This is a genomic window from Terriglobia bacterium, assembly GCA_020073085.1.
Lineage (GTDB): Bacteria > Acidobacteriota > Terriglobia > JAIQFV01 > JAIQFV01 > JAIQFV01.
This window is the reverse complement of sequence record JAIQFV010000009.1, coordinates 86,329-112,641: the sequence shown is the minus strand read 5'-3', so window position 1 is coordinate 112,641 and position 26,313 is coordinate 86,329. Positions and strand designations below refer to the sequence as shown.

24 protein-coding genes and 1 pseudogene are annotated in these 26,313 nt (G+C 55.9%); 6 read left to right on the top strand and 19 right to left on the bottom strand.

Annotation, left to right across the window (positions count from 1 at the left end; genetic code table 11):
* Positions 1-13: 13 nt before the first annotated feature.
* The 10 genes from LAO21_11320 to LAO21_11275 all read right to left on the bottom strand — a co-directional run bounded on the left by LAO21_11320 (position 14) and on the right by LAO21_11275 (position 9,095).
* On the bottom strand, positions 14-889 hold the full coding sequence (locus tag LAO21_11320) for a hypothetical protein (protein ID MBZ5553301.1): 876 nt from the start codon (positions 887-889) through the stop codon (positions 14-16).
* 13 nt (positions 890-902) lie between these two features.
* Positions 903-1,721 carry a HEAT repeat domain-containing protein gene (locus LAO21_11315; protein MBZ5553300.1) on the bottom strand — a complete coding sequence of 273 codons (819 nt, stop codon included), beginning with the start codon at positions 1,719-1,721 and terminating at the stop codon, positions 903-905.
* Positions 1,718-2,299 carry an RNA polymerase sigma factor gene (locus LAO21_11310; protein MBZ5553299.1) on the bottom strand — a complete coding sequence of 194 codons (582 nt, stop codon included), beginning with the start codon at positions 2,297-2,299 and terminating at the stop codon, positions 1,718-1,720. The genes LAO21_11315 and LAO21_11310 overlap by 4 nt, the downstream gene beginning before the upstream one ends.
* Before the next feature lie 118 nt (positions 2,300-2,417).
* The gene (locus LAO21_11305) at positions 2,418-2,894 is read right to left on the bottom strand and encodes a hypothetical protein (GenBank protein ID MBZ5553298.1); all 477 of its coding nucleotides are present in this window, start codon (positions 2,892-2,894) and stop codon (positions 2,418-2,420) included.
* A gap of 199 nt (positions 2,895-3,093) precedes the next feature.
* A complete protein-coding gene (locus LAO21_11300; protein ID MBZ5553297.1) occupies positions 3,094-3,516 on the bottom strand; it encodes a PaaI family thioesterase in 423 nt (140 codons plus the stop codon).
* Between the two features lie 44 nt (positions 3,517-3,560).
* Positions 3,561-4,340: a metallophosphoesterase gene (locus LAO21_11295; GenBank protein ID MBZ5553296.1), complete on the bottom strand. Its 780-nt coding sequence runs from the start codon at positions 4,338-4,340 to the stop codon at positions 3,561-3,563.
* Between the two features lie 67 nt (positions 4,341-4,407).
* On the bottom strand, positions 4,408-5,319 hold the full coding sequence (locus tag LAO21_11290) for an alpha/beta hydrolase (protein ID MBZ5553295.1): 912 nt from the start codon (positions 5,317-5,319) through the stop codon (positions 4,408-4,410).
* 258 nt (positions 5,320-5,577) lie between these two features.
* Positions 5,578-6,294, bottom strand: coding sequence for a VOC family protein (locus LAO21_11285; GenBank protein MBZ5553294.1), 717 nt, complete (start codon positions 6,292-6,294; stop codon positions 5,578-5,580).
* Between the two features lie 7 nt (positions 6,295-6,301).
* Positions 6,302-6,661, bottom strand: a complete 360-nt coding sequence (locus tag LAO21_11280; protein MBZ5553293.1) for a DUF5655 domain-containing protein — start codon at positions 6,659-6,661, stop codon at positions 6,302-6,304.
* A 547-nt stretch (positions 6,662-7,208) separates the two neighbouring features.
* A complete protein-coding gene (locus LAO21_11275) occupies positions 7,209-9,095 on the bottom strand; it encodes a hypothetical protein (protein ID MBZ5553292.1) in 1,887 nt (628 codons plus the stop codon).
* A gap of 400 nt (positions 9,096-9,495) precedes the next feature.
* On the opposite strand from LAO21_11275, the gene LAO21_11270 reads away from it, so the two are divergent.
* Together LAO21_11270 and LAO21_11265 are read left to right on the top strand one after the other, a co-directional pair.
* Positions 9,496-11,961: an ABC transporter permease gene (locus LAO21_11270; protein MBZ5553291.1), complete on the top strand. Its 2,466-nt coding sequence runs from the start codon at positions 9,496-9,498 to the stop codon at positions 11,959-11,961.
* A gap of 265 nt (positions 11,962-12,226) precedes the next feature.
* The gene (locus LAO21_11265) at positions 12,227-12,670 is read left to right on the top strand and encodes an HIT family protein (protein ID MBZ5553290.1); all 444 of its coding nucleotides are present in this window, start codon (positions 12,227-12,229) and stop codon (positions 12,668-12,670) included.
* Positions 12,671-12,824: 154 nt separating this feature from the next.
* On the opposite strand, the gene LAO21_11260 is transcribed toward LAO21_11265, so the two are convergent.
* Positions 12,825-13,628, bottom strand: coding sequence for an alpha/beta hydrolase (locus tag LAO21_11260; protein ID MBZ5553289.1), 804 nt, complete (start codon positions 13,626-13,628; stop codon positions 12,825-12,827).
* 49 nt (positions 13,629-13,677) lie between these two features.
* Entirely contained in the window at positions 13,678-15,201 is a 1,524-nt protein-coding gene (locus tag LAO21_11255; GenBank protein MBZ5553288.1) for a glycosyltransferase, read from the bottom strand.
* A 197-nt stretch (positions 15,202-15,398) separates the two neighbouring features.
* Here LAO21_11255 and LAO21_11250 point away from each other — a divergent pair, with 197 nt between their 5' ends.
* The gene (locus LAO21_11250) at positions 15,399-15,767 is read left to right on the top strand and encodes a four helix bundle protein (GenBank protein ID MBZ5553287.1); all 369 of its coding nucleotides are present in this window, start codon (positions 15,399-15,401) and stop codon (positions 15,765-15,767) included.
* 166 nt (positions 15,768-15,933) lie between these two features.
* Here the strand turns inward: LAO21_11250 and LAO21_11245 are convergent, their stop codons facing one another.
* From LAO21_11245 to LAO21_11220, 6 genes are all read right to left on the bottom strand, one after another.
* On the bottom strand, positions 15,934-16,761 hold the full coding sequence (locus LAO21_11245) for a DUF4097 domain-containing protein (protein ID MBZ5553286.1): 828 nt from the start codon (positions 16,759-16,761) through the stop codon (positions 15,934-15,936).
* A gap of 68 nt (positions 16,762-16,829) precedes the next feature.
* Entirely contained in the window at positions 16,830-17,321 is a 492-nt protein-coding gene (locus LAO21_11240) for a hypothetical protein (GenBank protein ID MBZ5553285.1), read from the bottom strand.
* A 235-nt stretch (positions 17,322-17,556) separates the two neighbouring features.
* Positions 17,557-18,663, bottom strand: a complete 1,107-nt coding sequence (locus LAO21_11235; protein ID MBZ5553284.1) for a HEAT repeat domain-containing protein — start codon at positions 18,661-18,663, stop codon at positions 17,557-17,559.
* A gap of 274 nt (positions 18,664-18,937) precedes the next feature.
* On the bottom strand, positions 18,938-20,353 hold the full coding sequence (locus tag LAO21_11230; GenBank protein ID MBZ5553283.1) for a HEAT repeat domain-containing protein: 1,416 nt from the start codon (positions 20,351-20,353) through the stop codon (positions 18,938-18,940).
* 13 nt (positions 20,354-20,366) lie between these two features.
* A complete protein-coding gene (locus LAO21_11225; GenBank protein MBZ5553282.1) occupies positions 20,367-21,128 on the bottom strand; it encodes a hypothetical protein in 762 nt (253 codons plus the stop codon).
* A complete protein-coding gene (locus LAO21_11220) occupies positions 21,125-21,697 on the bottom strand; it encodes a sigma-70 family RNA polymerase sigma factor (GenBank protein MBZ5553281.1) in 573 nt (190 codons plus the stop codon). Before LAO21_11220 ends, LAO21_11225 begins: the two co-directional genes overlap by 4 nt.
* A gap of 1,079 nt (positions 21,698-22,776) precedes the next feature.
* Between LAO21_11220 and LAO21_11215 the strand changes: the two are divergent.
* The 3 genes and pseudogenes from LAO21_11215 (at position 22,777) to LAO21_11205 (ending at position 24,956) form a co-directional block, all read left to right on the top strand.
* Positions 22,777-23,519: pseudogene (locus LAO21_11215) on the top strand (DUF433 domain-containing protein).
* 278 nt (positions 23,520-23,797) lie between these two features.
* Positions 23,798-24,586: a DUF4065 domain-containing protein gene (locus LAO21_11210; protein MBZ5553280.1), complete on the top strand. Its 789-nt coding sequence runs from the start codon at positions 23,798-23,800 to the stop codon at positions 24,584-24,586.
* A complete protein-coding gene (locus tag LAO21_11205; GenBank protein MBZ5553279.1) occupies positions 24,564-24,956 on the top strand; it encodes a hypothetical protein in 393 nt (130 codons plus the stop codon). The genes LAO21_11210 and LAO21_11205 overlap by 23 nt, the downstream gene beginning before the upstream one ends.
* 586 nt (positions 24,957-25,542) lie before the next feature.
* Here the strand turns inward: LAO21_11205 and LAO21_11200 are convergent.
* Positions 25,543-26,208 (bottom strand): ABC transporter ATP-binding protein, encoded by a 666-nt coding sequence (locus LAO21_11200; GenBank protein ID MBZ5553278.1) that lies wholly within the window; start codon positions 26,206-26,208, stop codon positions 25,543-25,545.
* Between the last annotated feature and the right edge of the window lie 105 nt (positions 26,209-26,313).

The following is a 26,313-nucleotide window of genomic DNA, read 5'->3' as shown; positions in this document are numbered from 1 at the left end:
CTGGGATTGGCCTTCACCGTTTGGTGATGCGAATGTCTCCATTGAAGGCATCAAATTTCAGTTCTGGACCGCCCGCCCCCACCCGGGCACCGAAAAAGCGATTGCTCTTGTAAACAAACTTCCCATTGCTCCGCTCCTGAACCGGGGTGAGGTTGGGAAGAGCGGTGACCGGAAAATCAGTGTAGGCACCCCCATTGAACGTCTTGAATCGCAGGTCGGCGGACAGGTCAGGGCGAAACCCAACCTCCACGTTGCCGTTCAGCGAACCAAAATAGGATTCTGAGTTGGGATTCCTGCTGAACAACACATTCACGCCGCCATTCAATGCATAAACGCGGCCGGAGCCGGTCACTTCTTTCATCTTGACCCCGCCGTTGACGTTCTCGACGTCGTACTTACCCTCAACACCGTCAATGGCGATTTCTCCATGATTGACCGTTCGGAGATAGAGATCAGACTTTCTTGGAACTTTGAGTTGAAAGTCGAAGTTGACAAGATATCCTTCGAACCGCGATCCGCGATGGCTGCTTGACCCGTCCTTGCATCGGAAGGGACCGTCCACAAACAACTCAATCGCGATGCCTTTCTCTGAGATCTTGAGCTCGACCTCTTTCTCGGCAACCTGGAAATCCTCCTTGGAACGTGCGCGAGTGGTTTTCTCGACCACCAACTGAACCGTGGTCCCATCATATCCGCTCACCTGAATCGAACCATCCACGTTGTCGACCTTCACCTCCATCGTGCTGGAGGGATTCGGAAAATTGAGGGTCTTCTGAATGGTCTCTTTTTCAACCAGTGGAAGGTCTCGAACTCCCCAGTCGGAGCCGTAAGCAATGACCGTTGCGATCAGCACGGCGGTGGCAGCAAGGATCCCTATCCGGTTCTTCATCGCATGATTCTCCTTAACTCAACTTTCGGAGCCCCCATTGAGCCCTTTCTCTGACGACCTTGTTGATGTCCTGGTCCCGGATGAGTTGCTTGAGAGCATCGATGGATTGCCGCTCCTGCAATTGAACCAGCAAATCAATTACGGCGATCTGGACCAGAGGCGAGTCCTGCCGGGGAAGGGATTCGATGAGACCCTTTCTCACGTTCGGCTCGCTGGAGAAACGGTACAGCGCATCGATCGCCGCCAGGCGCACGTCAACGTTGGGGTCGTAGTTCAAGGTCTGCAAAAGGGCCGAGAGAAGCTCCGGATCCGGATGCATCACCTGGTTGCTCCAACTCACGCCCTTGAGCCGTTCACTGGCCGACTGCTGTTTCAACAGAGAAACGGTGACCATCTGGCGCATGTCGTGGACCTCTTCCCGGAGCTGCGCCAATTCGTCGCGATTGCCGGAGCCGGCGGGTTTGTAGAAGTATCCTCCCAGAAACCCCGCCACCAGCAGCACGGCAGCCACGCCGAACTGGAATGCCGGTTGGCGATAGGGAAGTTTGCCAAGCCAGCTGCCCGCTGCTTCTCGCCATCGGCGTGAAGGCTTTGCTTGGTCCAGCCCTTGCTTGTAACCCTCCAGCATGGCATAGAAACGGGGCCGGACTGCAGCACTAGGTTTTTCCTCCGGCAACTCACCGAGCTTCATCCAGACCATGCTCAGGCTTTCATTCTCATCCTGGCAGGCAGGGCACCTGGTCAGATGGGACTGGATTTTCGATCGGGTATCCTCCTCCAGAACTCCAGCCCATAAATCCGGAAACAGTTCTCTTACTTCATCGCATTTCATGACACTCTCTCACCTGTGAGTTCAAAATAGTGTTCCCTCAGATCCTGCATGGCACGAAAGACTTTTGCCTTCACACTGGGAACCGAGCAACCAAGGATTTCTGCGATATCTTCGTGTTTCAAATTGTGGAACCGGGTCAGTAGGAGCACTTCACGCTTCTCCCGCGGGAGCCGATCCAGGGCATCGTTCAGGTGTCGCATCTCCTGGTTCTGGATCACCTGGTCGCCCGGCGAGGGACCGGGACTGGTAAATTCCGCAGCGTCCTCTTCGTTCAAGTCATCCTCCCGCCGATGCTTTCTGAAGTGATCCACGCGCAGATTGCGTGCAATCTGGAACATCCAGGTCGTGAACTGGCTCTCCCCACGATAGGTGTGCCGGTACTTGAGTAGCCGGACGAAAACTTCCTGGACGAGGTCTTCGCTCAATTGCCGGTCCCCCGTGAGGCGGAGGAGAAAATTGAACAACATCCCATGGTGCCGCTCAAAGAGGATGCCCAGTTTCCCCACGTCGCCATCCTTCACTTGCTGCATCAACGCTTGATCGGTCAGTGAACTCACGCCTTTGGATACCTCGCTCATCGTCCGGTCACTTATGTATACCGAAGAAACTCAAAAAGGTTACGCAAAAAAAAGGACAGTCCCCGACACGCCAGGGACTGTCCCTCTCCGGAGGATTAACTCAGGCGCCGGACCCAGCTCATTTCAATTCAAGCCCAGCCAGGTACTTCTCAAGTTCCGCTTGAGCCCCGTCCTGGGTGCGGATCGCGATGAAAGTCAGGGAGGTCTTCCGGGGGTAGATATACGCATGAACCCAGAGTGTTCGCCGGTCAGTGGTGAGTCTCAGCACAGCGTATTTGACTTTGGTCGCACCGAGCATGCGGTCCCGAAAAACGAGGTTGTTGAATTTGAAACCAGCGTTGGTGGCAAATCCGGCCAGAAAACCCTTCACCAGTCCCATCTCAAACACCCCGTCGGGGGGCTCAGCTTTCCGGTCCCTCGTGACAAACAATTCAATCGCTGGAGACTCGCCCGTGACCATATAGACAAAATGGCGGGTCTCAAAACGCTTGGACGAGTCGCGCGTCAACTCGGACCACTTGCCTGGCTTGGGGTAAACCGGAATGACGGTCCCGCCTGCGACCAACACCTTGCCGGCAGGGGTAATCGCCGCCAAGGGGCGTTCTTCAGGCGAACCATTCGTCCTCCCAGGCGCAAGCGCAATGAGGAGTGAGAGAACAAATAATCCGGAAATGGACCGACGGCGTGGGCAAGAGGGGCTTGCGGTGGTTCGAGATTTGAGTCGGATCAATAAACGCTCGTCTCGGGGGCCCCGGTCCTTTAGTTGTGTAAGCCGATCGAGAGGGTCGTTGGCATCAAGGTCGTTTATGTTTTTGTCCATAGGGAATCCGGGCGTACGTCAGGGTGTGATGGGTTAACAGTTGACCTGCCTCATTGCTGCATTCGGCCACTCCATAGATCCGGCTCTGCCCCAGCTTCAGGATCCTCGCCGTGCAGTGGACATTTTCCCGGCGGGCCGGATTAAGAAACGCCGTTGTCATTTCCGATGTGACAGAGACGGCTTTTCTCCCCAGCCGGGTCATGATGGCCAACCACATGGCGACATCGGCTGCGGTCATGAAGATCGCGCCCGCGATGATCCCGCCGGGGCGCTCCATGGATTTCATGAACGGGACAAGCAGCGTGCATGTCCCGCTGGAGAAGGAGTGTAATTTGAAACGGTAAATTCTGGCAAACGGCGAATCCTTCAAAATCTGCCGGAGTTCCTTTTCTGTCACGTGCAATTCAGTTTGGACCATGACGGATTTGCCCCGATTCGAGCCTACGAAACGGGGACCGATGGGAGGTCAATCACAAAGCTCGGATTGAACAGACTGTTTTCGTTCATGCCGTTCTTGGCATACCCGCGCGCGTTGCAGACGACCCGCGTTCCGTTCACCACATAGTCAAAGCTGTCGTGCGTGTGTCCGTGAATCCACAACGGGACGCGGTTGCCGTCGATGATCCTTTCCGCATCTGAGACGAAGCAGGCATTGATGAGCGATCCGATGAAGCGCGGGTGGATGCTTCTCGGCGAGGGGGCGTGATGAGTGATCACCACAGTCGGCCCCGGAAAATACTCACCCAGCTTTTTCTCAAGCCACTCCACGTGACGGGCAAACAACTTTGCCGAATCCGCCGGGGTAAAAACGGTTGGGGACGCTTCTGTTGTGCGGATCCGGCTGAAGTCCCTCATGAAACGCTGTGCCTCCTGGATCGAACGCTCGCGCTGGCCATCGGCATCGAATAACCTGAAGTCGGTCCAGAGTGTGCTCCCAAGAAAACGAACACCGCCGATGACCTCCTCGTCGTTATCGAGCAGGCGGATCCGTGTTCCAGCACACAGGCGTCTCAGTTCTTCGACCGTCTGATCCAGGCTCCCACCGTAGAATTCGTGATTCCCGATGACGTACAGAACGGGCTGCGGAAAAGCCGAGGCCCAGGACACAGCCTCTTTGGGGCGGGCAATGTCGCCTGCCAGAATGACGATGTCCGCGTCGGTCTGAGGGACCTCCATCGCACCTACGCCGAGGTGGAGGTCTGAGAGGATCTGAAGTCTCATAAATGCGGGACTGTCCGAACAGTCTTTGGGAAAATAGCCTTCTCTATACGACACCTCCGGCCTGGCGTCAAGCGCGGAGGATCCGGCGGACAAATCGGCGGGTTGAAGACATCACCCGGTCCGGCTGATCGCGGTGGGGCGAGTGACCACAGTCCGCGAGCAGGAGCGATTCCGCCGGACCGCGCGCCTGCGTCACTACGGCGTCGACCTGTTTGAGGGTCCCGTACTCGTCCTCTTTGCCCTGAATGACCAGCAAGGGGGCCTCTATCGGGGACAAATACTCTTCGATGTTCCAGTGTTGAAACTCCGGATTCAGCCAAACTTCCGCCCAGGTCTGGAACATCGAATCGGTGTTGGCGCCATGATGCCGCGCCAGCCTGTGACGCATGCCGGCCATCTCGTCTTCGTAGGTATCATTTTTTTGCAGTGTTGTGTCATCCATGCGGGGGGTTGGCAAGGATGCTTGTGGATCGAGCACCGGCGTGGCTGCAGATTCGGCCGAGCAGAATTGCTTCGCGACACGCGAGATGCTTTCGATGCAGACAGGTTCCACAAAAACGTGCGGCGCCTCAAGGACCAGCCCGCGAACGGAGCGCGGGTGCGCCCCGGCATAGACGATCCCGATCGACGCGCCATCGCTGTGGCCGAACAGGATGACGTCGCGGAGTTTGAAGCGTGCGATTACCAGAGGAAGGATTTGGAGCGCCTCGTCATGCATAAAACGGACCGGGCGGGGTCCGCCGACCGGATCAGACGCGCCATAGCCTCTCCGGCTGTAGACGAGCGCTCCGCAGCCGGTCTCGCCCGCCACACGATCAGGAAAGTCGCGCCACATTCCCACACAGCCGAGACCTTCGTGCAGGAACACGATCGTTGGGGCCTCGGCGGGTTGCGGACCGATCCAGCGGTATTCGAGGCGCTGGCCTGCAACTTCGAAAAACGTTGGTTCGCCCTTTCGCTCTTTTCCCGTTTCAGCCATGGCCGTCATGTTGACACCCGGGAGCCGGCGTCCGTAATTCTCTTCCCGATACGGCTCTTCAGTTCCTGTAAGAAGGGCGCCGTTACAAGCAATAAAGCGGCGCGGTTTGCGAATGTTCTCTTGACTCAGACCATCACAAGTACGAAAACCATTGAAAAAGTCACAAACTATGTATGATTCAGTAAGGACGCCGCGGCGGACGCCCCTACTCTGCGGGTTCACCAATTACCCCATATGACTCGATTTCCAATGTTAGTTTTAGCGTAATTCAACCCGACCTCGCGGACAGCTGACGGTCGCGATGAGCGCCGGAACAGGGCCGGTCCGCAAGGGAAGGGGGAGTCCAAAGGGGTCAAGCATCTTTCGGACTCGCTCCGCATCAGGATGTTCCGCGCGAAGTCCGATTAGTGAGACCCCTGCAACTGCGGTTCTGGCCGGATGGGGCGTCTTTCCCCACTCGATAAAGAATGGAACAATGCCGTCCGCCACAACCGAATGGGGATCCGTGTATCGCCAAGAGAGGAGAACGCCGTCCGGCCGTTGCCGGCTTCCGGAAAGAACCTCTCCCAGTTTCACACCGCGACGTCCCGCTTCGAAAACCAACTGTTCCAGGTCCTTGCCCTTGGCTGCCCACGCCACAAGCCTGGATGTTTTGAGATCGTCAATACCGAACGGCCGCGGACTGCCGGGTTTCGGCTGTTGGGGATCGGGCCCGATAATCTCCAGGTAGCAAGCCGGACCCAGCGCGATCAGGGCATTGCGCGTTCCCCGGCCTGGGTGCTGACCTCCCGGAGTTGCCCGCACACCGAGCAATTCCGCGAGCTGCTCAATCCCGGTATCCAAGTCCGGGGTTCCATACACAAGGTGGTCGACTCTGGCCGGCAACTCGTCCAGCGCCTTCGGTTGCGAATTGCTGTCGGCCGCGATCACACCGATAAGCATTCCGATCATTGCGATCCCCCATTTGTTCATCATGGTTCCATCATGCGCTCAGGGCATAAGCCTCTTTTAGCCAGCCCATCAATTCAACATCCACCTCCCCGAGAGATAGAAGCTTGACTTCATGGTGAAACCGATTCGCGGACACCTGTAGCGTCTTGTGGATGCGAGGGCTGGCAAGGGGGCGGCTACTCTTAATAGTCAGAACGAGACAAGTTTTGCGGGTCGCCACCCCCGCCAGAGCGGTCTCATTAACGAAGTGAATTGAAGTCTTTTTTGGTTCTTCGACAACGGGCCCAAGTCGCTTCACTCTGCTCACCAGAAGGTCGTAAATCTGGCGAACAACAGGATCTTTGCCCTCAAAGTGACTGCTAACGGTGAATCTGAGCTTGGTTTGGTTCATAACTACTCCTTGAGACAAACAGATGCCAGGCGACTGAGCAAGCCGCTCAACGACCAGTTCCGCTTGCCGCCACTCAGGCGGGTGTCCTCGATCAGGTTAAAGTGAAGCACTCCTGTGGAAAACGCGATAGGCTCATCATAATCCCGGGGCACGAGAGCGACTTAGCCCATCGTCGCGAAGCGTATCGCAGAACCGGGTCAGATGAACGATAAGAGGTCTATCCGCATTGTCAGCGGAGACAAAAAAGAAAGAACCGGGTGGCATCTACAATGGGTCCGATGGATCGGATGCCCGCGCGGATTCGGCCTCACAATCGGTCCCGTTCCTCAGGCTCCACTGCCCTGATCTTGGCCAGGGCACGCTCAAACTTCCGGCGCCGACCGCGTTTGGCGCGCTCTTCCAGATAATCGACCGTCATCATTGCCGATAACCTTTCTGCCAACGCCGTCGTGATGAGTTGATTGATTGAAACATCTTCATCAATTCTTAATGTATCAGGTTCCTTCGGTTAAGTTCCTATCCACCCGGGAGAAGGCAACTGGCATCATCAGTATGGAATGGACTCATGGTAGAAGGACTTCCAGTTGAGTATCCATCCGGGCGTGCCGACCCGGCCGTATTCAATGAAATACACGTTGCCGTTGTCGTCAGTAGCAAAGATGACCGGTGAGGTGGTCCCCGCGGGATCCTCCATCCACCTCGAGGCCGTTATGCTCAGCAGGTTCGGGGCGTTCTGTGGAGTGGCGCCGGGGGCCCACAAGTGGGTGTCGAAGAACCGCCACTCGGACCAGGCTTGATTGCCGTACATCGGAGTGAACCACAACATGTTCCCGCCACTGGTGGGAAGAGCGAGCATGAAGCCACGGGCGGCTTCGTCCCAGGTCATGTCGATGTCACGCCAGGCGCTGACTCCCGAAGGGCGAGTGAGCTTTATGGGCGTGGTCCATCCCGCCTGACCCAGAGAGGTTCTCCAGATCTCACCCGAGGTGTCCACCATGGCGGCCCATACTGTTCCGTTGTAGTTGAGTGCAGTGATCGACCTGAATGTCCCGCTGGCGACCGTGAACCAGCTGCCCCAGGTCGAATCGGAGACCTTTGCCCGAACGAATGCCCCTCCCTCAGTGGTCACGAAGAGGAGGCACCGGCCCTGCGTATCGGAAGAAGTGTCGATGTCGACCACGGTGTTGGCGATTCCCTGGAGGCCAAAGTCGGTCCACAAGCTCCAGCCCCCGTTCGAGAGAACCCATCGAGTAAAAATTCTCTGGTTGTTTACCACGACGAAGACTTGGGGTCTGGCAGTGGCATCAACGGAACAGGCTGCAACCTTGGTGAGTTTCACCCCCTGGAGAGGAGTGTCGAGACTCTTCCAGAAGCTGAAGCTGCTGTTGTAAGTGGGGGTGGAGCCTGACCGCGTGCGATAGACGAGCTGATTCAAGTCGCTGTCGACTGCGAAGACAGCCGTCGCCGCTGCATTATCGGGACGGCGATGGACGGCGATATTTGAAGCGAACCGGGGCGCGTCTCGGAATCGTTCCACGCTGGCCCCGCCGTTGTCCTGGTGATCCGGGGTGTCGTTGGTGCAGACCGGGGCCAGCTGGGAGAAGTCGGCCGGTCCTCCGCCATGCCCGACCCCGATGACACTCCATTTGCCCTGGGCGTTCTCGAATATGATGGGGGATCCCGACGAACCCCCCACCGTATCGCAGTCATGAATCACGACATCATTGGAGACGCTCGTGAGGGAGCAATTTGCGTGAATCATCCCCGCCGCCCACCGGGAATTGCAGCCCACCATATCGCGGTTCGTGCCGTCAAAAATAGGGGCTGTGTGCATTTGGATCGCCCACATGCCATGATTGGAGCCCACCCAGCCGCAGTTCGTGGTGTCCCACTCCATGTTGTCCCACGTGACGGAGTCGCTGTCATTGTAAGGAAAGTGATGGCGTGTGTAGGCGGGGTTTTCGAGCGCTGTGCCCAGCGACGGCAAGGAGGGGGCCAGTGCCACCGGGGTCAGATCAAGGCCGGTCGTGTCCTTCCAATTTTCAATTCGCGCAATGCCCCAGTCCATTCCCGAGCCCAGTACCGACTCCCCGGCGCGGGAGCCGACCACGACATGCGTCACGTCGCCCCGTGGAACGTGTTTCTCGTCAGCGACGACCCGGTCCGGGTGAAAGTTCGGGTAGAACCGAAGTCCCGTTTGCCAGGCGCCCGTGGAGGTGTCCTCGAAACAGTGCGCCGCAGCGGCGATGTGGTTGGAGTCAATGAGGAAGGCCGTGCAACCGTTGTTGAGGAAGCCCACGGCATTGTACGGCTTTCCCGGGTTCTGACTGAGTTGGGTGTATGACCGATTGCAGTAGAGCGTCGCTGGGGTCGTACTGGCGCGCCCCGCCAGTAGCAGGGCGGCGGATAGAAACCAGATGGTTTTCCGTTTCACGAAACCTCCTTTTTCTTCAAATGGATGGGACTGATAAACTGATGGGGTCGCGTCATCGTCTCTGCTTTTGTCGGCCACTCCCCCAAAGGCAGTAGAGTGACGACCGATGTCGCCCGTGAAATGAAACATCCGAAGATGAGGACCCTTTTTTCAGCGGCTGGCCGAGTGGAAGTGTAGAGCTTGGACAGCGCGAATTCAAGAGGGAGGTCGTATGGGGAGGTGATAGGTTTTAGGGGTTAGGGAAAGCCAGGGCCAGATCAGAAAATGGCAAGAGAATTTTAAATGGGAACCCAAACAGATCCATCAACGTATTAGTATGAAAGGCGGAATATCCCAGGATTCTTCGGACACTGACGCCCTTTGGGGCTGCGCTGGATTTCGACTGAAAGGACTGCCATAGATGATGGAATCTTTTCTTCAAGACATCAGGTTTGGAGTGAGACTGCTGTGGAAGGACAAGGGTGTTGCGATTACGGCGATTGCAACGTTAACGCTATGCATTGCCGCCAATGCGGCCATCTTCAGTGTCATCCATTCGGTGATTTTGAAGCCGCTGCCGGTGCCGGAAGCGAGCCGCCTCCTGGCGCTGTACAACAGCTATCCCAATGTGGGCGTGAAGAAATCGAGCAACGGGGCGGCCGACTACTATGATCGTCTCCGCGATGTCACCGTGTTTGAAGAAATTGCCATGTACAACGATTCCGGGGTGACGCTGGGTGAAAAGGGCTCGGTCCAACGGGCCAAGTGCCTGAACGTGACCCCGTCGTTCTTCCGCCTGCTGCGTTCGAAGCCGACGCTGGGCCGCATTTTTGCCCCTGAGGAGGGCGAGATCGGTAACGAGCGCCGAGTCATCCTGAGTTATCCCCTATGGCAGGAACTCTACGGTGGCGACCGATCCATTCTAGGCAGAGATCTGCGAATTTACGGCAATCCGTACACCATCGTGGGTGTCATGCCGAAGGATTTTCGGTATTTGGATCCTGAAGTTCGTCTGTGGAGGCCGCTGGCTTTTACGGCCGAGGCGAAAGAGGGGCGGCACAGCAACAGCTGGGACATGATCGGCCGTTTGAAGCCGGGGGCGACCCTCGAACAGGCACAAGCCCAGGTCAATGCCCTGAACACTGCGAACCTCGATCGCTTTCCTGAATTCAAACAACTTCTTATTAACGCGGGGTTCCACACCGTGGTCGTGCCTCTTCGGGACAACGTTGTGGGGGACATCAAGAGCACACTCTATCTGCTCTGGGGCGGTGTGCTTTTCGTCCTTTTGATCGGAGCCGTTAACATCGCGAATCTCGCCCTGGCACGATCCAGTGCCCGCGTGAAAGAACTGGCCACGCGCTTTGCCATGGGGGCGAGCCCCTGGCGGGTCGCCCGGCAATTGATGACGGAGAGCGTGTTGATGACCCTGATCAGCGCGCTGTTTGGATTAGTCCTGGGGTACTGGGGACTCCGTGTGTTTGGCACCCTGGGACTCAATCACATTCCCCGGGGCAGCGAGATCGCGATGGACATCAAAGTGGTCTTCTTCATCCTCGGTTTGAGCCTACTGGTGGGCTTTGCCGTCGGCGCCATTCCCATTACCCATGCCTTCCGGACGGATCTCAACACCCTATTCCGGGGTGAAGGACGGACAGGAACGAGCAGCCGCGGCGCCCGCCTTCTGCGAAAGACATTGGTGGTGGCACAGGTCGCGTTCGCGCTCCTCCTGCTCATCGGCGCCGGTCTGCTTCTGGCCAGCTTCCGGCAGGTGCTCGCCGTCAAACCCGGCTTTGTTCCTCAAGGTGTATTGACCGCTTCGATTGGAATGCCGAAGGCGCGATACAAAGGCGATAACGAGCTTCGGGCCTTCACTGGTCAGGCGCTTGAAAAAATACGCGCCTTGCCGGGGGTGTCGGCGGCCGGCGCCACCGATTCGATTCCTTTTGGAGACAACTCCAACGACAGTGTGATCCTGGCCGAGGGGTATTCGATGAGGCCAGGTGAGTCGTTGGTCTCCCCCAGCCAGATCGAGGTGACGCCCGGTTACTTCGAGGCGATGCGGATTCCTTTGCTAGACGGGCGCTACTTCGACGAGCGGGACAATGAAAAATCTCCCCGCGTCGTCATCGTTGACGACCGGCTGGCCCACAAGTTTTGGCCCAACAGCAGTCCCATCGGGAAGCGGATGTGGCAACCTTCGAGGGCCGAGGACCTCGTTCAACCCGGCAAAGATGTCAAGTGGTATACCGTGGTGGGTGTCGTAAAGAGCTCCAAACAACGGGCGCTGGTTGATCCGGATGAACGCGTGGGTGCTTACTTCTTCCCCGACTCACAAGCCCCGCAGTCGGTGATAACCCTTGCGATCCTCACCGCGGGCAACCCCAACAGCCTGATCTCCGCGGTCCGAAACGCCATTTTTGGGCTGGATGCCGAGATTCCGATTTACGACGTGCATACCATGGATGAACGCCTCGAGGAATCCCTCGTTACCCGCAAGTCTCCCATGCTGCTGTCGATGGGATTCGGCCTCGTTGCCCTGGTGCTGGCTGCCGTCGGGATTTATGGGATGCTCGCTTATACCGTCACCCTTCGCACGAAAGAGATCGGGATACGCATGGCACTGGGAGGAACGACCGAGAGAATCTTCAAGCTGATTCTTCAAGAAGGAATTTTAATTCTCATTGTTGGTTTTGTGCTGGGAATTGCGGGAACAGTGGCGCTGGGACGATATGTGCAGAGCGTGCTCTATGGGGTGCGGCCCTTGAATCCCGTCGTCCTGGCGTCAGTGACCGGTGTTCTCAGCTTGGTCGGGGTTGTTGCATGCCTCGTCCCCGCGCGCCGGGCCGCAAGGATCGATCCGGTCGCGGCGTTGAGGGAGGAGTAGGGAAGAGGTGTGGGGTGCCAGGTGTCGGGTGTCAGGATGCCGGAACGAGGTGTCGGGTACCAGGTGTCGGGTGTCAGGTGGCAGGATCCGAAACTCAAATGAACTGTGTCTGATCTTTCTGACTTCTGGCTTCTGACCTCGGTCGCATCTGTTCAAACACTCCAGCTACCGTGTCTCGGCCCCCTGACACCCGACACCTGGCACCTGACACCTCGTTCCTGGCACCTTCCATCTCATTGGAACCCCAGAAAAAACCTGCTATCGTATGGCGATGGAAACCAATCTGGATTGCGCTTTCTGTAAGATCGTTGCCGGGACTGCCCCCGCCTATCGCATCGCGGAGGACAAACTCTCCATCGCCCTTCTCGACATTCAGCCCCATACCCAGGGCCACTGCCTGGTCATTTCGAAACGGCATGTGCAGTGGTGGCACGAGTTGAATGAAGACGAGACGGCAAGCCTCTTCCAAATGGCGCGGGTTGTCGCCAACAAGATCATGAAGGCCTTCTCCCCCGATTTTGTCCTGCTCTATGCGCGCGGCAAGAGGATTCCGCACACGCACATCTTTTTGCTTCCCAGTTACAGCGGCGATCTTCTGGATCGGTTCTTCAATGCCCTCGAGAAGGTTCAGGAATCTCCGGCAGAGCTGGCAAAGCTCCGGGAGTCAAATTCGCTGGAAGAGGCGGCACGGCTTTTGCAGTCGGCATGAGATGGGACCGTTCTTGAGTCCATTGTGCTTGGAAAGGCATACCGCTGAGACGGCGCACAGCAGGCGCCGAGAACGCGCGAAGAATTGCCAGGCAAGAGAGCCGTACCTTCCTGCTCGCGGCTGTTCAGAGAAGTGTTGAAGTGGGGGGGCGTCCTCAGTGCAGGCCGTTCAGGAATTCGGTGACAGCCGCGTTCACAGCCTCGGGTTCTTCAAGACTCGAGCTGTGACCTGCGCCCGGGATGATTTGAAGCCTTGAGCCGCGGATCCGTGAATGCAACCGTTCCGCCTTGGCCGGTCCGGTCGCGACATCCTGATCGCCGACCAGAATAAGGGTGGGGGTCTTGATCCGGTCCAGTTGCTCGTCGACGCCCTGACGCGTAATGACTCCCATGACCGCGCGGGAGATCCCGACCCGATGATTGGTGAGAACACGCCGGCGAAGGTCGGCGCGGAGCGCAGCGCGGGACGGATCCTCCAGGAATTTCCTCCCGAACATGATCTTCATGACCGGCGCTGCGACGAGCGAGAGACTAATCCATCGGGCCACGAAGTTCATCCGGCGATACCTGCCGACGTTCTCCTTCGGTTCCGGGTCCGCGGTGGTCTCAAGAAGCATCAACGATCTGATGAGTTCGGGAGAGTGAATCGCCAGCCGCATCCCGACGAATCCGCCCATGGACAGGCCCAGAAAATGGCAGGGCGCGCAACCTAATGACCGGATGAGCGCGGCCGCATCCGCGGTAAGCGTGTCCATGTCATACCCCGACGCGGTAACTTCACTCTGCCCCTGTCCGCGAAAGTCAAAGGTGATGCATCGATAGCGATCCTTCAGGGCATCGACCTGGCGGTCGAACATGCGTCCGCTCATGAGCAGGCCGTGAGCAAAAAGAATGGTTTCCGGACCCGCCCCATGCTGCTCGTAGTACAACCGGGCTCCATTGACATTGATGTGCGGCATCAGCGCATCCCAATTTTGAGGATGGAAATCAGGCGAGCCTTCAAGGTGTCTAGGGAACTATCCCAACGTCATCCTGCAGTTGTTCGATATCATCTTCTCCCAGGTAGGGGCCGCGTTGGGTTTCAATAAAGACCAGCAGTTGTTCTCCAAAGTTCTCCATGCTGTGGGCTACACCCACGGGGACATTGATCTTCTGACCGACGCGAACAAGCCGCTCGTCCCCGTCAATCCGCACTTTTCCAAGACCCTGGACGATCGTCCACTGCTCCGATCGCTGGGCATGCCTCCGGCAACTCAATTGCTTGCCGGGCAGCAATTCGATGCGCCTGACTTTGTACCCGGTGCCTTCCTCGATAACGGTAAAACTGCCCGAAGAGGATTGATCCTGACTGGAGGAGGTCGTCGGAGCAAACGCTGATTCGGTGAAAAACCGTGGTACCTCAGCGGCGACGTCGACCGCGCCCACGGCAGGTTCGCCCGCCACGGCAACCGGAATATTTTCCGCCACCACCGGATCGTCCTTCACTGCGATCGCCTGGGGGGGGACCGTGGCCGCCTTGCCTTCCTTGCTTAACGCTTCCATATAAACGCGGATGTATTCATCGACCATCCGGTCGCGGCTGAAGTTCTGTTCGACATGAAGACGAACCTGTTCACGGTCCAACTTGCGGACCGATTCCAGCGCGGCCACGGCCTCAGGGATTGAGCTGACGATGAAACCGGTTTCCTCGTGGAGGATCAATTCAGGGACTGAACCCCGGCCACAGGCAATCACCGGAGTGCCGCACGCCATGGCTTCAATTACGCTGAAGCCAAAGGGCTCGTCGAATTTGACCAAGTGGAGCAGGGCGCACGCGCCACCGAGCAGTTCGTTGCGGCGTTCCGGTCCCACGGCCCCGAGATATTGAATGTGTTCTCCATCCACTTGGGGTGCGACCTCCTGCTTAAAATATTCCATATCGTCAATCACCCCCGCGATGACCAGCCGCTGTCTGGCGCGCCGAGCGACCTGAATCGCTTCAGCGGTCCCCTTTTCGGGGTGGATGCGCCCGAAGCACAGGAAATAGTCGCCCGGTTCACGCTGGAAGGTGAACTCCTCCGGCGCTATGCCATGATAGATCGTGGCAAGATAATTGAGCTGAGGTTTCAGATCCGCCTTGCTAATGGCTATGTAACGGGTCCGGCCGTTGTATTTCTCATAGACGGGTAAATTCTGCTTCGATGCCGACTTGTACAGTGTGGTCAGGATGGGTGTCTTGACGAGATTGCAGTAAGCAAGGGGGGCGAAATCTGCAAAGTTGTGAATCAGGTCGAATTCCGACGCCCGTTCGAAGGCGGCGGCCAGGTGCAGGGATTCCCACACCCGTGGGTCCAGGGTGGAATCCTCCGAGAGTGGACGAGGGCAAACGCTGTGGAGCCGGGCCCGGGTAAGCGAATCTGCGGTTGCGAACAGAGTGACATCCAGTCCGTATTCAACCAACCCTTCCGTCAGAAGAGAAATCACGCGTTCCCACGGGCCAAATTGCCGGGGAGGTATCCGATTTGAAATAGGAGCCAGCATTCCGATCCGCATAGGGTGTACATGATGCTATGGCTCTTCAGTCGCTGCAACCAAAATTTACATTGATGAGAATTCCAGATGTCAGGTGCCAGGTGTCGGGTGCCGGGTGTCAGGGGCTGGTTATAGGGTGGCAGAATCTCATAATTGGTGTATTGTTTGAAATTATCATAGGTTCTTGTAAAACCCTTCCCCCGGAAATGAAGGCGCCCATGTCCGTTCGTAGTTTTAGAGACCTCGTTGTCTGGCAAAAGTTAATGGACCTTGTCGTCGAAAGCTATAAGTTGACTCAACTCTTGCCAAGAAGAGAAATGTATGGCTTAACGTGTCAGATCCAGCGTTCAGCTGTTTCTGTCCCAGCAAACATTGCAGAAGGACATGGTCGTGAACATTTGGGAGACTATCTACATCATCTTTCGGTGGCAAATGGTTCCCTGATGGAATTGGAAACACACCTAGTGCTGGCGTCTCGACTATCATATGTGCCAATGAATTCCGTGGAGCCGCTCCTTAACCTGACAGCGGAGGTAGGACGTATGCTGGCTGGCCTATTTAGGAGCCTTAGGAAGGCGAAAACCTAACGAGCGGCAGCTTATGGCAGAGAGTGCTCGGTGAGGGTTTGGGAGTTACATCGCCCTCCCCGATTGGGCATTGCGGGCTCAGTTGCCTTCACGGGCGTTCATTGGCCCAACGCTCCTCTGACACCTGGCACCCGACACCTGACCCCCGGCACCTGAACCCTGCTCTTCAGCTCTTCCGATGAACCCGGACTCCTCCATTGGTAGTCATGGCGCGGATCAACGGGCCGCCGGAGCCCAGTGTTACAGAAAGCTCTTTGTTCAACTTACCCTGTACGGTGACGGGGAATCCGATATCCAGGCCCCCGTTCACCGTACCCGTTTCCAACTGGGCTGAATAGTTCTCCGGAACCGACATGGAGACCCCGCCATTGGTGGTCCTGACGTCCAGCCCCTCGCCTTCCCATCGGCTCCCCGCGAGATCAATGGAGAGACCCCCGTTGGTAGTGCTGCCTTTGACCGTTCCTCCCAGGCGCTTCAAAGAAACGCCACCATTGAGCGCTGAGAAATCGATGTGGCCGCTGACCTCGGCGATGCCGATGCCGCCATTGTGGGTCTTGAGGGAGAGATCGGACTGTCGGGGTACAAAGATTTCATAGCTGACGGACCAATTCCGGTCATGGTCTTGGGAAGGGCCCTCGGCCCGAATCTGTCCTCCGCCCGTTTCGATCCGAACCTGTTTGGCCAAGTCGCGGGCCGCTGTGTCGGTAGAGGCGGACGCCTGGACCTGGGCGCGAACAAGGATTTCATTCCGATCCCATCCTTTGATACCAATCCCCCCGTTCATCCGGCCATCCACGGAGAGCGTCCCTCGAGCCGCCGGAATGGTCTGCTCCCTCATTTCGCAGAAGGTCGCCAGCCGGCCGTTTTTCCACTGGTCGTTGCAGTTCAAACTCCGATCTTGCGGGTCTGCTCCCAAAGCCATCGCCTGGATTGTTGCGAGAAGCAGTGATGCAATGATGAGAAGCATAGACTTGAGTGAATGGGTTGATAGCATAGTTTTCTCCTTATACGCAAAGGTGTCGGGTGCCAGGTGTCGGGTGTCTGGGTGCAAGAAGCGAAAAATTAGAGAATGGTTTTTGATTCATCCGACTTCCAGCCTGTACCTTTTGACTTCTGTCTTCCGATTCCTGACTTCAGTCTTCTGGCCTCTGACCTCAGTCGCAAGTGTCCTAAAACCCCAGCATCCTGTCTCCTGACACGCGACACCTGATATTTGAACCCCGGGAGACGCTCGGGATCACCGGTCCCGGTCAGGTTGAAGTTGGCGCCGCGGCCTGCGGACATCTCTTCAAGAACAAGGTTCATGTTCCGCCAGTCCACGAAATCCGTATAGGAGGCGGGCGCCTGCTTCAGCTGAGGTTGACCATCCCAAACCCAGATCAATCGATCCGGATCCCGGACTGGGAGAGAGCGGAGGATGGCGTTAGCGGCGCTAAAGATGGCGCAATTGGCCCCAATGCCGAGAGCGAGGGTGATCACAGCGATGGCTGTGAATCCCGGGCTTTTCACCAGCACGCGAATGCCGAAGCGGAGGTCTTTGAAGAATGCATTCATGATTTCTAGACTGAAGTTGCCAGAATTCAGTTCTCAGTTCCCAGTTGCCAGTTCTCAGTTGTCAGTTGCGAGATGTTAGAGTTGAACTTCAGCCTGTCAGCTTTCAGCCATCAGCTTTGAAAAACGCGCAAGAAGAGTCATGGTTTTTATGACGTTGGTTCTATTACAGCGGCCGTAAATAGAATCAAATGAGTGTGGCAGCTCCTCACTGACAACTGAGAACTGACAACTCTTCTCAATGCAATAAGATTTCTTCAAAAAACGCCAAAGCCCTTGGGTCTTTCGACTGGCCCAGCCAGAAGATGGCCTGTTTGCGAACTGCAGGATTGCGGTTCGTCCGGGCGACTTCAATGAGTTTGGGAACCCCCTCATCCTTGGGGAGCTGGCTCAAGGCAAAGACAGCACGACGCTTCACTTCGGTTTCCGGGTCCTTTTCGATGGCATCCGTGATGGCGCCAACGGCCTTTTGGCCCGCCTTGTGCGCGAGCCAGAACAATGCCTGGCCCCGGACGTGAGAGTTGCCGTCCTGGTGCGCCACTTCGATCATGGTGTCCACCGCTTGCGGTTCCTTGCTGATTGACAACGCAATCAAGGCGTGCTCCCGGACCTTTTCGCTAGGGTCTTCATGGACGATGTGTTGGACAACTTCAAAACCACGCTTTCCTCGAGCACTTCCCAGCCAGAAAACAGCGTCTCTTCGCAGCGCTTCCGGCTGAGCGGGCGCGACAAACTCACTGAGCGCCCGGTCCGCAGCCTCATCGGCATGGAGTGCAATGGCGGCGACCGCCGAATTCCGAAGGTGCCTGGATTGTTCCTCCTCCCCGGATGACCGGTCTGTCGCATAGGTAGAGAGCCATGCAACGCTCTCGGAGGGTCGAACTTCAGTCAACCAGTAAACAGGCAATCCACCCGCATCCAGCTCACACTCCTGTGAGAAAAATCGTATCTTCTGAATGTTCTTGTCCTTTAGACGAAACAGAACGATCAAAAGTTCCGGAGATTCCAGCTTAACACTCTTGGAACCATCTTTCGGAGTGCTGAAACTTTCCGCGTGATCCTCAAGCTGACATCGGCCACAGGCCCCTGAGGAGCGGAAATCCGAGTTGGACTCATAACAACACATGGTCCCGCCGCCCGGGATCATCGGGACGGTGTAACCCGCCCAGGCAGGTTCTGCCTGACGGCGGAGAAGCGCTCGAAATTCGCGTTCCAAACCGGTGCTCGCAGAGAGAGTCTGGACGCGGGCATTGGTGAAGTGGGGGACTTGGGCAAGGGAGGTCGTTACCACCATCAGGGAGATCGCGCTTACCCAGAGAGAGCAGGTTCTCGCATTCTTCAACATACACCTCCTCGGCGCTGGTAAAGAATTATTAACTTTCAAGGCCGGACGAGCCGGAACCAAAACCAGATTCTATTAGGAAACCAGGAAGCCAGAGGGTTGTCGATGGGAAGCCCGCCGGTGTGGGATGATTAGGTTCATGTCAGATTGAAGGTTTTTACCTTCCTGTATTCCTGGCTTCCGAATGGCAAATCTCCTTATCCTTGACGGCACAAATGCTGTTGATAAGTGCCTAAATGCAAGGCGACCCGCTAGAGTGGATCGCCCTGCCTGCGTTTCACTTGTTTATGATTTCCATCAAGTAATCAGTGGCCTCTTTTGAACCCATGACCGAGAGCTGTTGAACGATCTGCTTCTTCATCGCGGGGTCGGTTTCCTTGCGGGCCAGCTCAACTAACGCTTTGGCGTTGCCTTGTACAAACAATCCCTGGATCACCGCTTTTCGTATTTCCGGATCCCGCTCGCTGGTGTAAATTGACACTAATGCTTCACCGGTCTTCTTTCCGCCCATGAGCCCCAGGCTGTGGATGGCGGCCCGTCGGAGTTTCGGGTCTTTCTCATTTCGGGCGATTTCGAGCAGCTTGTCCGAACTTCCTCCGACAAACATGGAGTGGAGGATCTGTTCTTTGACCTCGACTGAAGGCTCGGCCTGATAGATCTCCCACAATTCAGTCTGGCCCCCCATCACGCCCAGTTGGCGTATGGCTTCGAGGCGCAGATCCGGATTCTTCTCCCTCTTGGCCGCCTCCAAGAGAAATCCGCGTTCCCCCGAGGTCATGAAGCTGCGGAGGATCGTTTTCTTTAAGGAGACATCTGAACTGGAGGCATAAATGTCAGACAGCAGCTTGTGGCTCTCCTTTCCGCCGAACAATCCCAGGTACTGGACCGCCTTTCGCTGCAAATCGGGGTTGGACTGTCCCCGGGCGACCTGACCGATGATTTCCCGCGCCTTGGGGGAACCGCTCTGGCTCAGCACAAAAAGGGCTCTTTCTTTGATCCTGGGAGGTTGGTTGCCGGTGAGAATCTTCTCCAGAAGCGGAATGGCCTGGTCCGGGTTGCTGTTCAACAATCCGTTGATGGCCATGAGTTTGAGGTCTTCATCTCCCTCGTTGGCAGGAGAGACTGGCCGGCCCGCCTGCGATCGGATTTCCACTTCCAGGGCCTTGGCATCATTAATCCAGCGGCTTTGCGGAAAAGACTTGTTTAACTCGGCCAGCGCCGCCAGGGCTTCCGTTCTCTGACCCAGCTTATTCTGGGCATAGGCCTTCCAGTACAACGCACCATCAGTATGTCGGGCATGAAGTTCAACCACTTGACCAAAGATTTCAACAGCTCGATCCCAGTGGCCCTGGTCCAAAGCCTGTGTTCCGCGGTCATAGAGGGCTTCCTCTTGGTCTCGAGTGCGGGTAATTTCCCTCTTCGTCTCTTTTTGCACCTCCTTTTCTTCTTCAGTCCGCTTAGTTTTCTTCTGTTCCTTAATATCTTGTTCGTCACCATAAACGTCCCGGTCGACGGCGGAAGTATCAACCGGCACTACCGCCAACTGTTCAACGCCCCGGACCCCCGCGGATGCAGACGGAATCACCCGATGCACGATCGGATTAGAATTTCCCGGTATTCCCTGTGAGGCCATGAGTGCTGAAGCGACCAGTAAGGTGATGATGCTTATGACGATCCCATTGACTTTTTTCATGTGGGCCCCCATGTCAAATTTTTCCCGTGACGGTTCCTGCTCCCGGCACGCTTATGCGCTCCCGCTCGTGCACGGTCGAGTCGGTCACTCGTACCTTGAAAAGAATTCCCTGGTTTTCAATCCGTTGCCGGACTTCCTTGAGATCGGCGGCCGACAACTCCGAGGGGCCGCGGGCAATTTCGAGCAGGACCCGCTCCAAATCATCCAGAACATTGGCGATTCCCGGCTCTCCCGCGCGGGTCGCCGTCTGGCGGTAGATGCGGTTCGCGGCGACCAGATCTTCGACCCGTTGCTGTTCGGCAGTGATATTCACCGGTTCATCCGATGGGGTATTCAACAGTTCCAGCAGCACCCTTTGCGAACGGTCCAGGTGTTCACCGACCGCCAGGAGGAAAATCCGGTCCTGCGCTTTCGCTGAGATGACCTGAGGCGGGGACACTTCCGGTCTTGGCCAGAATCGACCGGCCAGGAATGCGACAACGACGAGTGCGGCGACGGTTCCGAGCGCAACCAGACGGCGCGACTGAAGGAGCACCATCCAGTCCATGCGGGGAGGTTTTTCCAGACGAGGTCGAAGGCGTGTCCATACCTCCGTTCCATAGCTTTCCGATCGCTGCGGAAGGCTGGGCGCTTCCACCGTATCCAGGGTGGCCCGCAGATCCTCGTGATGGCGACGGCATTCATCACACAGTGCCAGGTGCGCCTCAACGGCTGCGGTATCGGCCAAGTCCCGGTAGTAATGAAGGATGAGTTGTTCTTCCGTTAGATGTTTCATGGAGTCAAATGAACCACGGGTTGTAATTCGCGCCGCAGCTTTTGGACGGCCCGGAAAATGCTGTTCTTGATCGCACTCGGACGAACCCCCAACACCAGGCCTATTTCTTCAATGCTCATCCCCTCAAAGTGCCTCAGCGAGAAGGCGGCCCTCTCTTTGGGGCCAAGGGTTGACAGCACAGCGTTCACTTTCCTCTGTATTTCGCCGCCCAAAACGACTCGATCCGGTGTGGGGCGTTCGTCCCTCAGTTGATACATGGTTTCTTCCTCGGAGGAAGGCTCCGACGGGTGGTCGTCGTGCCGCCGTCGTTTTCGGATGAGGTCCAGTGAACAATTCACCGCGATACGATACAGCCAGGTGCCGAAGTTGGACCGTGACTCAAACCGCTTCAGCTGCCGGTAGGCGCGAAGAAACGTTTCCTGAACCACGTCCTCGGCGTCTTGTTCATTGGCCGTCATGCGATAAGCCAGGCGGAAGATACTGCGGCTGTGCCGTTCGACGAGCATGCGGTAGGCACCCTCATCGCCGGCCAACACCTGAGCCACGGCAGCAGCATCATTCCCTTCCATCCGATTCATTAGACTGGGGTCGATGGGCATTGGTTAGGGGAGAAATTGGAAATGTTTATAGGTCAAGGAAGCTTTGAGGACAACCACAGTTGAGTACAGATAAGTTTGGCATCGCTGCCACGCGCATTTCAGCCGACGGTTGCGATTCCCAGAGCCTTGGTAGCCACGCCGGGTGCTCTGTGCCCGGTGGGGGCTCTTCCCTGAATTCACACAGGACCGTCGATTCCGCGCTCGCCGCAACCAAATGACCCGGACCACCCAGTCGGTGGAGGGGTTGGCAAAGCTGCAGGATACAGACAGTCGCATCTATTCGGCCCTAATCCTAATCTGGACAAGCCAGAACTGGACAGGGCTAATTTGCAAAAGTTGAATATTTTTCAGACGCCCCTGAGACTTATATAGATAAAGGCGCCAACGCAGCTCGCAGAAAATTTCTTGCCAGTAAAAACGGTTGATCAGGCGGCGCTGATAACACGCTCGATCGCGCCCGCCCCCCGCCTTCGCAGCCGACACGCGTTCATTTTGAATGGGTCCTACCCCAACTCCGTAGGAGTGGTATCTTTATAGCCTTCCCCGACTGCTTCTCTTCATTCTGGGTTGAACCCCGTCAGGGGTGGCATAGGGGCTGCGAACCAGCCCTCCTCCCCCCAGATTTGAGAATGGATCTCTCTTCGTGGATGAGCATAGCAGCTCAGATGTCACCCCTGACGGGGTTCAACCGAAGCGGAAGAGAAAGCAGGCCGGTCTATAACTATGCCACTCCTACGGAGTTGGGTCACCGCCGCCTCAGGAGGAAAGCAGGTTATTGGGGCTCCTCGTCAAAGCATTTGCCAAGATTGCAGAACAACTGGGGTCAGGCTGCGACATTCGACAATTCCCAGCATAAAGATTGGCGGAATATTCAATTGGGTTCACACTCCATCAATCATTCTTGGTGCATAAGAGTGGAATTCACAGGACATTCGCCTGTGAAAGACCTGTGGATATGCCAGAATCCTACAGATTGGATAATCTGCGCTCGAAATCGACTGTAACGCTTGCGGCTCTGTAGCAGAAGTCTCTTCGGGGGGTGGCGACCGATGGCAGGATCCATTTCAAAAGCAAGGAATTTTGCCATCTACGACGGCCTGGATCCCCGTGAGATCCCGTCCTACGGGACTGCCGAAGCAGGTCATTATTTGGGAATCCCTTTGGCAACACTCCGTCCCTGGGTGGGAGGCAGATACTATCCCACTCGGAAGGGAAGGAAGCATTTTAAACCAGTATTATCATTGCCAGATAAAGCTCTTCCCCTGCTCTCGTTTATAAACCTTGTAGAAGCGCATGTTTTGGATGCGATCCGTCAAATCCATCGGGTTCCTCTGAAGAACGTCAGGTCTGCTATCGAATACCTGATGGAAAAATCCAAATATGAGCATCCGTTGGCTGAGCCGTGGTTTCAAACGGATGGCTTAAATCTGTTCATCCAGGAATCCGACCGTCTCATCAACGTTTCCCAAAAAGGCCAGTTTGCCATGAGGGAGATCATCAAGGCTTATCTCAGACGTGTGGAGCGTGACGAGGCCGGCCTTGCCCAACGCCTCTATCCCTTCACGAGAAAATTGAGACTTGGGAAACTCTCCGAGGACCCCAAGATCGTGGTGATTGACCCCATGATTTCTTTTGGTAAACCCTCGTTGGCACGGGTATTTCCACAGCTGTCATAGCAGAACGATTCCATGCCGGCGACTCGATTGAAGTACTAGCGGAAGACTATGGCAGGGCAGAGTCGGAAATCCAAGAAGCGCTACGCTACGAGTTCCCCCACCTCCGAGCAGCTTGATCCCATTGTTCTCTGTTAATTTAAATTAATAAAGGCTCCGGTACCCAGGGTTGCACAGAACGCAACCCTGGGCTTTTGAAGGCATCCCATTCAGGGATGGGGGATGGGGGACATTTGCGTTATCACGGGGGTATGATTTTGCGCTGTCACAGGCAAGATCGACTGTCCGTATTCTTTACATTATAATTGATAAATATATTGACACAGAATATAATTGCAACAGTTGAGAATTAGACGGAGCTGGCGTGGGACTTCAGATAGTAGGCAGGTGAACAATTATGCTCTCAGAATTTATTCGAAAATTGCGTGAGAAGCGCAAGCTGACGCAGGAATATTTGGCGTCAGAAGTCAGAATGTCGCGACCGACATATGTCCAGATTGAGCAAGGTAAGCGGGAGTTGAATCTGTCGGAGGCAAGGAAACTGGCGGAGGTTTTTGGCATCCCATTTGAAAGTTTCATACGGGAAGAGGAACCTCATGTCACCGTAAGAGTTGAGAAAGGTAAGATTCAGCCAAGAAAGCGAAGAGAAGAGTTCAGAATCAGTGTCCCGCAGGAGAGGATGGACAAATTCAAGCAGGTCCTGCTCTATATCCTCAAAGAAGTCGGTGGCAAGCCGAACATTGGTATGACCGCCCTGTACAAGCTGCTCTATTTCATTGATTTTGATTATTACGAGAAACATGAAGAGCAATTAATGGGTTTGGTCTACCTGAAGAACCAACATGGCCCTACGCCGCTTCTCTTTGATAAGCTGATTGACGAACTCGTGAAGAAAGGCGATGTGGAACCGGTCAAGAGTAAATTTTATCAATACCCCCAGACAAAGTACCTGGTCAATCCGGCGACAGTGCCCGATTTGAGTATTCTAAACGGCCAGGAAAAGGAGCATATTGACTGGGAAATGCGGCGCCTTTCGGATCTGACAGCCACGGCTCTCTCTGATCTCTCCCACAAAGATGTCCCCTGGATTAGCGCCCAATCAGGAAAAAAGTTGGATTACGAGTCGGTATTTTATCGAACTGCTGACACTTCAGTCCGTGACTATGGAACCTCCGACGAGGATTGACTACTGCGAGACGGCTTCCTTCACAAAGGACTTCAGGAAATTACTCAAGAGATTCAGAACCCTCGAGTCTGACTTGCAGACCGCGAAGCGGGACGCCATCGAGCTTTACCATCTCAAGGACATTGACAACCAAAGTGTCTTTCGAGTCCAAGGATTCGGCACTGAGGCAGTTGAGATTTACAAGCTGAAGAAATTTGCCTGCAGAGCATTAAAAGGGCGCGGTTCAAAGAGCGGTCTCAGAGTGATTTACGCGTTTTACCGGGAAATCTTAAAAGTCGAGTTTATCGAGATGTATTTCAAAGGGGATCAGGAAATTGAGGACAAGGAGAGAATAAAAGAGTATTTGAAGAATTGCATGCCGGGAGCATAAAACCGGCAGGGTCCGAACATCAAGACATTTGAAGAATGAAAAGACTGCTGAGGCTCAGAGCTCAATCTCTTCGATCCGCTCGTAAAGGCCCCCGCCCCGATGGATCGGGGCGAGGCCATCAGGGCGTGCTAGAACAGGGTTCCAGCGCAGGCATCGTAAAGAGCACGATGCCCGCGGCACCCCATCTGTCGTTTCAGGGACGTTGCGGGAACAGCCAGTGATCTCATCGGGAACCTGGCGCAGGCATCGTAAAGAGCATGATGCCTGCGGCACCCATCTGTCGTTTCAGGGACGTTGCGGGAACGGCCCGTGATCTCATCGGGAACCTGGCGCAGGCATCGTAAAGAGCACGATACTTGCGGCACCCATCTGTCGTTTCAGGGACGTTGCGGGAACAGCCCGTGATCTCATCGGGAACCTGGCGCAGGCATCGTAAAGAACACGATACCTGCGGCACCCCATCTGTCGTTTCAGGGACGTTGCGGGAACAGCCAGTGTTCTTATCGGGAACCTGGCGCAGGCATCGTAAAGAGCACGATGCCTGCGGCACCCAAGCATGATGCCTGTGGCACCCGGGGCAGGAACGCTAATCATTCACGACCCATCCGTCGCGGAGCTTGATGATGCGGCTGCCGTAAGAAGCATTCTTGTCGGAATGAGTGACCTGTATGATGGTGGCCCCCTCGGCGTTCAGCTTCTTGAAGAGCTCCATGATCTCCTCGCCCTGGCTGGAGTGCAGGTTCCCCGTGGGTTCGTCGGCGAGAATGACTTTGGGGTTGGCGATCACGGCTCGGGCGACGGCCACCAACTGCTGCTGTCCCCCGGAGAGCTGGTTTGGAAAGAGATCCTTCTTGCCCACAATTTGAAATCGATCCAGGACATCGCACACAATGCTCTCTCGCTGACTCTTCTTGACGTCCCGGTACGAGAGGGGGATCTCGAGGTTTTCATAGACCGTCAGGTTGTCCAGCAGGTGGTAGCTTTGAAAAACGAAGCCGACATACTTCTTGTTGAATTCCGCCCGTTTCTTCCTGTCGAGTTTGTGAATCGGCTGGTCGAGGAAATAGAACTCGCCGCTCCAGTCGCTGTCGTACATCCCCAGGATATGGAGCACCGTGGATTTGCCTGCACCCGACGGGCCCATAATCGATACGAACTCTCCCTCCTGGACATCAAAACTCACGCGCCGCAGCACAAAGGTCTTTGAAACACCATGAGCGTAGAACTTCTCCAAATCAACGAGTTTGATCATCATTCCCCCGGGGGTGAAGTTGGAAATACAGTTGTCAGTTCTCAGTTGTCAGTTGCCAGTAAAGAGCTGTCAGCATTCAGCTATCAGCCATAAGCTGGAATCGGA

What these genes read in the sequence shown, in the direction of transcription:
- LAO21_11315 (MBZ5553300.1), bottom strand. Translation starts at nt 1,721, where the DNA reads ATGAAATGCGATGAAGTAAGAGAACTGTTTCCGGATTTATGGGCTGGA.
- LAO21_11295 (MBZ5553296.1), bottom strand. Translation starts at nt 4,340, where the DNA reads ATGAGACTTCAGATCCTCTCAGACCTCCACCTCGGCGTAGGTGCGATG.
- LAO21_11235 (MBZ5553284.1), bottom strand. Translation starts at nt 18,663, where the DNA reads ATGTTGAAGAATGCGAGAACCTGCTCTCTCTGGGTAAGCGCGATCTCC.
- LAO21_11220 (MBZ5553281.1), bottom strand. Translation starts at nt 21,697, where the DNA reads ATGGAAGGGAATGATGCTGCTGCCGTGGCTCAGGTGTTGGCCGGCGAT.
- LAO21_11225 (MBZ5553282.1), bottom strand. Translation starts at nt 21,128, where the DNA reads ATGAAACATCTAACGGAAGAACAACTCATCCTTCATTACTACCGGGAC.
- LAO21_11250 (MBZ5553287.1), top strand. Translation starts at nt 15,399, where the DNA reads ATGTCCGTTCGTAGTTTTAGAGACCTCGTTGTCTGGCAAAAGTTAATG.
- LAO21_11270 (MBZ5553291.1), top strand. Translation starts at nt 9,496, where the DNA reads ATGATGGAATCTTTTCTTCAAGACATCAGGTTTGGAGTGAGACTGCTG.
- LAO21_11240 (MBZ5553285.1), bottom strand. Translation starts at nt 17,321, where the DNA reads ATGAATGCATTCTTCAAAGACCTCCGCTTCGGCATTCGCGTGCTGGTG.
- LAO21_11245 (MBZ5553286.1), bottom strand. Translation starts at nt 16,761, where the DNA reads ATGCTATCAACCCATTCACTCAAGTCTATGCTTCTCATCATTGCATCA.
- LAO21_11260 (MBZ5553289.1), bottom strand. Translation starts at nt 13,628, where the DNA reads ATGCCGCACATCAATGTCAATGGAGCCCGGTTGTACTACGAGCAGCAT.
- LAO21_11230 (MBZ5553283.1), bottom strand. Translation starts at nt 20,353, where the DNA reads ATGAAAAAAGTCAATGGGATCGTCATAAGCATCATCACCTTACTGGTC.
- LAO21_11280 (MBZ5553293.1), bottom strand. Translation starts at nt 6,661, where the DNA reads ATGAACCAAACCAAGCTCAGATTCACCGTTAGCAGTCACTTTGAGGGC.
- LAO21_11265 (MBZ5553290.1), top strand. Translation starts at nt 12,227, where the DNA reads ATGGCGATGGAAACCAATCTGGATTGCGCTTTCTGTAAGATCGTTGCC.
- LAO21_11285 (MBZ5553294.1), bottom strand. Translation starts at nt 6,294, where the DNA reads ATGATGAACAAATGGGGGATCGCAATGATCGGAATGCTTATCGGTGTG.
- LAO21_11320 (MBZ5553301.1), bottom strand. Translation starts at nt 889, where the DNA reads ATGAAGAACCGGATAGGGATCCTTGCTGCCACCGCCGTGCTGATCGCA.
- LAO21_11255 (MBZ5553288.1), bottom strand. Translation starts at nt 15,201, where the DNA reads ATGCGGATCGGAATGCTGGCTCCTATTTCAAATCGGATACCTCCCCGG.
- LAO21_11210 (MBZ5553280.1), top strand. Translation starts at nt 23,798, where the DNA reads ATGCTCTCAGAATTTATTCGAAAATTGCGTGAGAAGCGCAAGCTGACG.
- LAO21_11205 (MBZ5553279.1), top strand. Translation starts at nt 24,564, where the DNA reads ATGGAACCTCCGACGAGGATTGACTACTGCGAGACGGCTTCCTTCACA.
- LAO21_11310 (MBZ5553299.1), bottom strand. Translation starts at nt 2,299, where the DNA reads ATGAGCGAGGTATCCAAAGGCGTGAGTTCACTGACCGATCAAGCGTTG.
- LAO21_11290 (MBZ5553295.1), bottom strand. Translation starts at nt 5,319, where the DNA reads ATGGCTGAAACGGGAAAAGAGCGAAAGGGCGAACCAACGTTTTTCGAA.
- LAO21_11200 (MBZ5553278.1), bottom strand. Translation starts at nt 26,208, where the DNA reads ATGATCAAACTCGTTGATTTGGAGAAGTTCTACGCTCATGGTGTTTCA.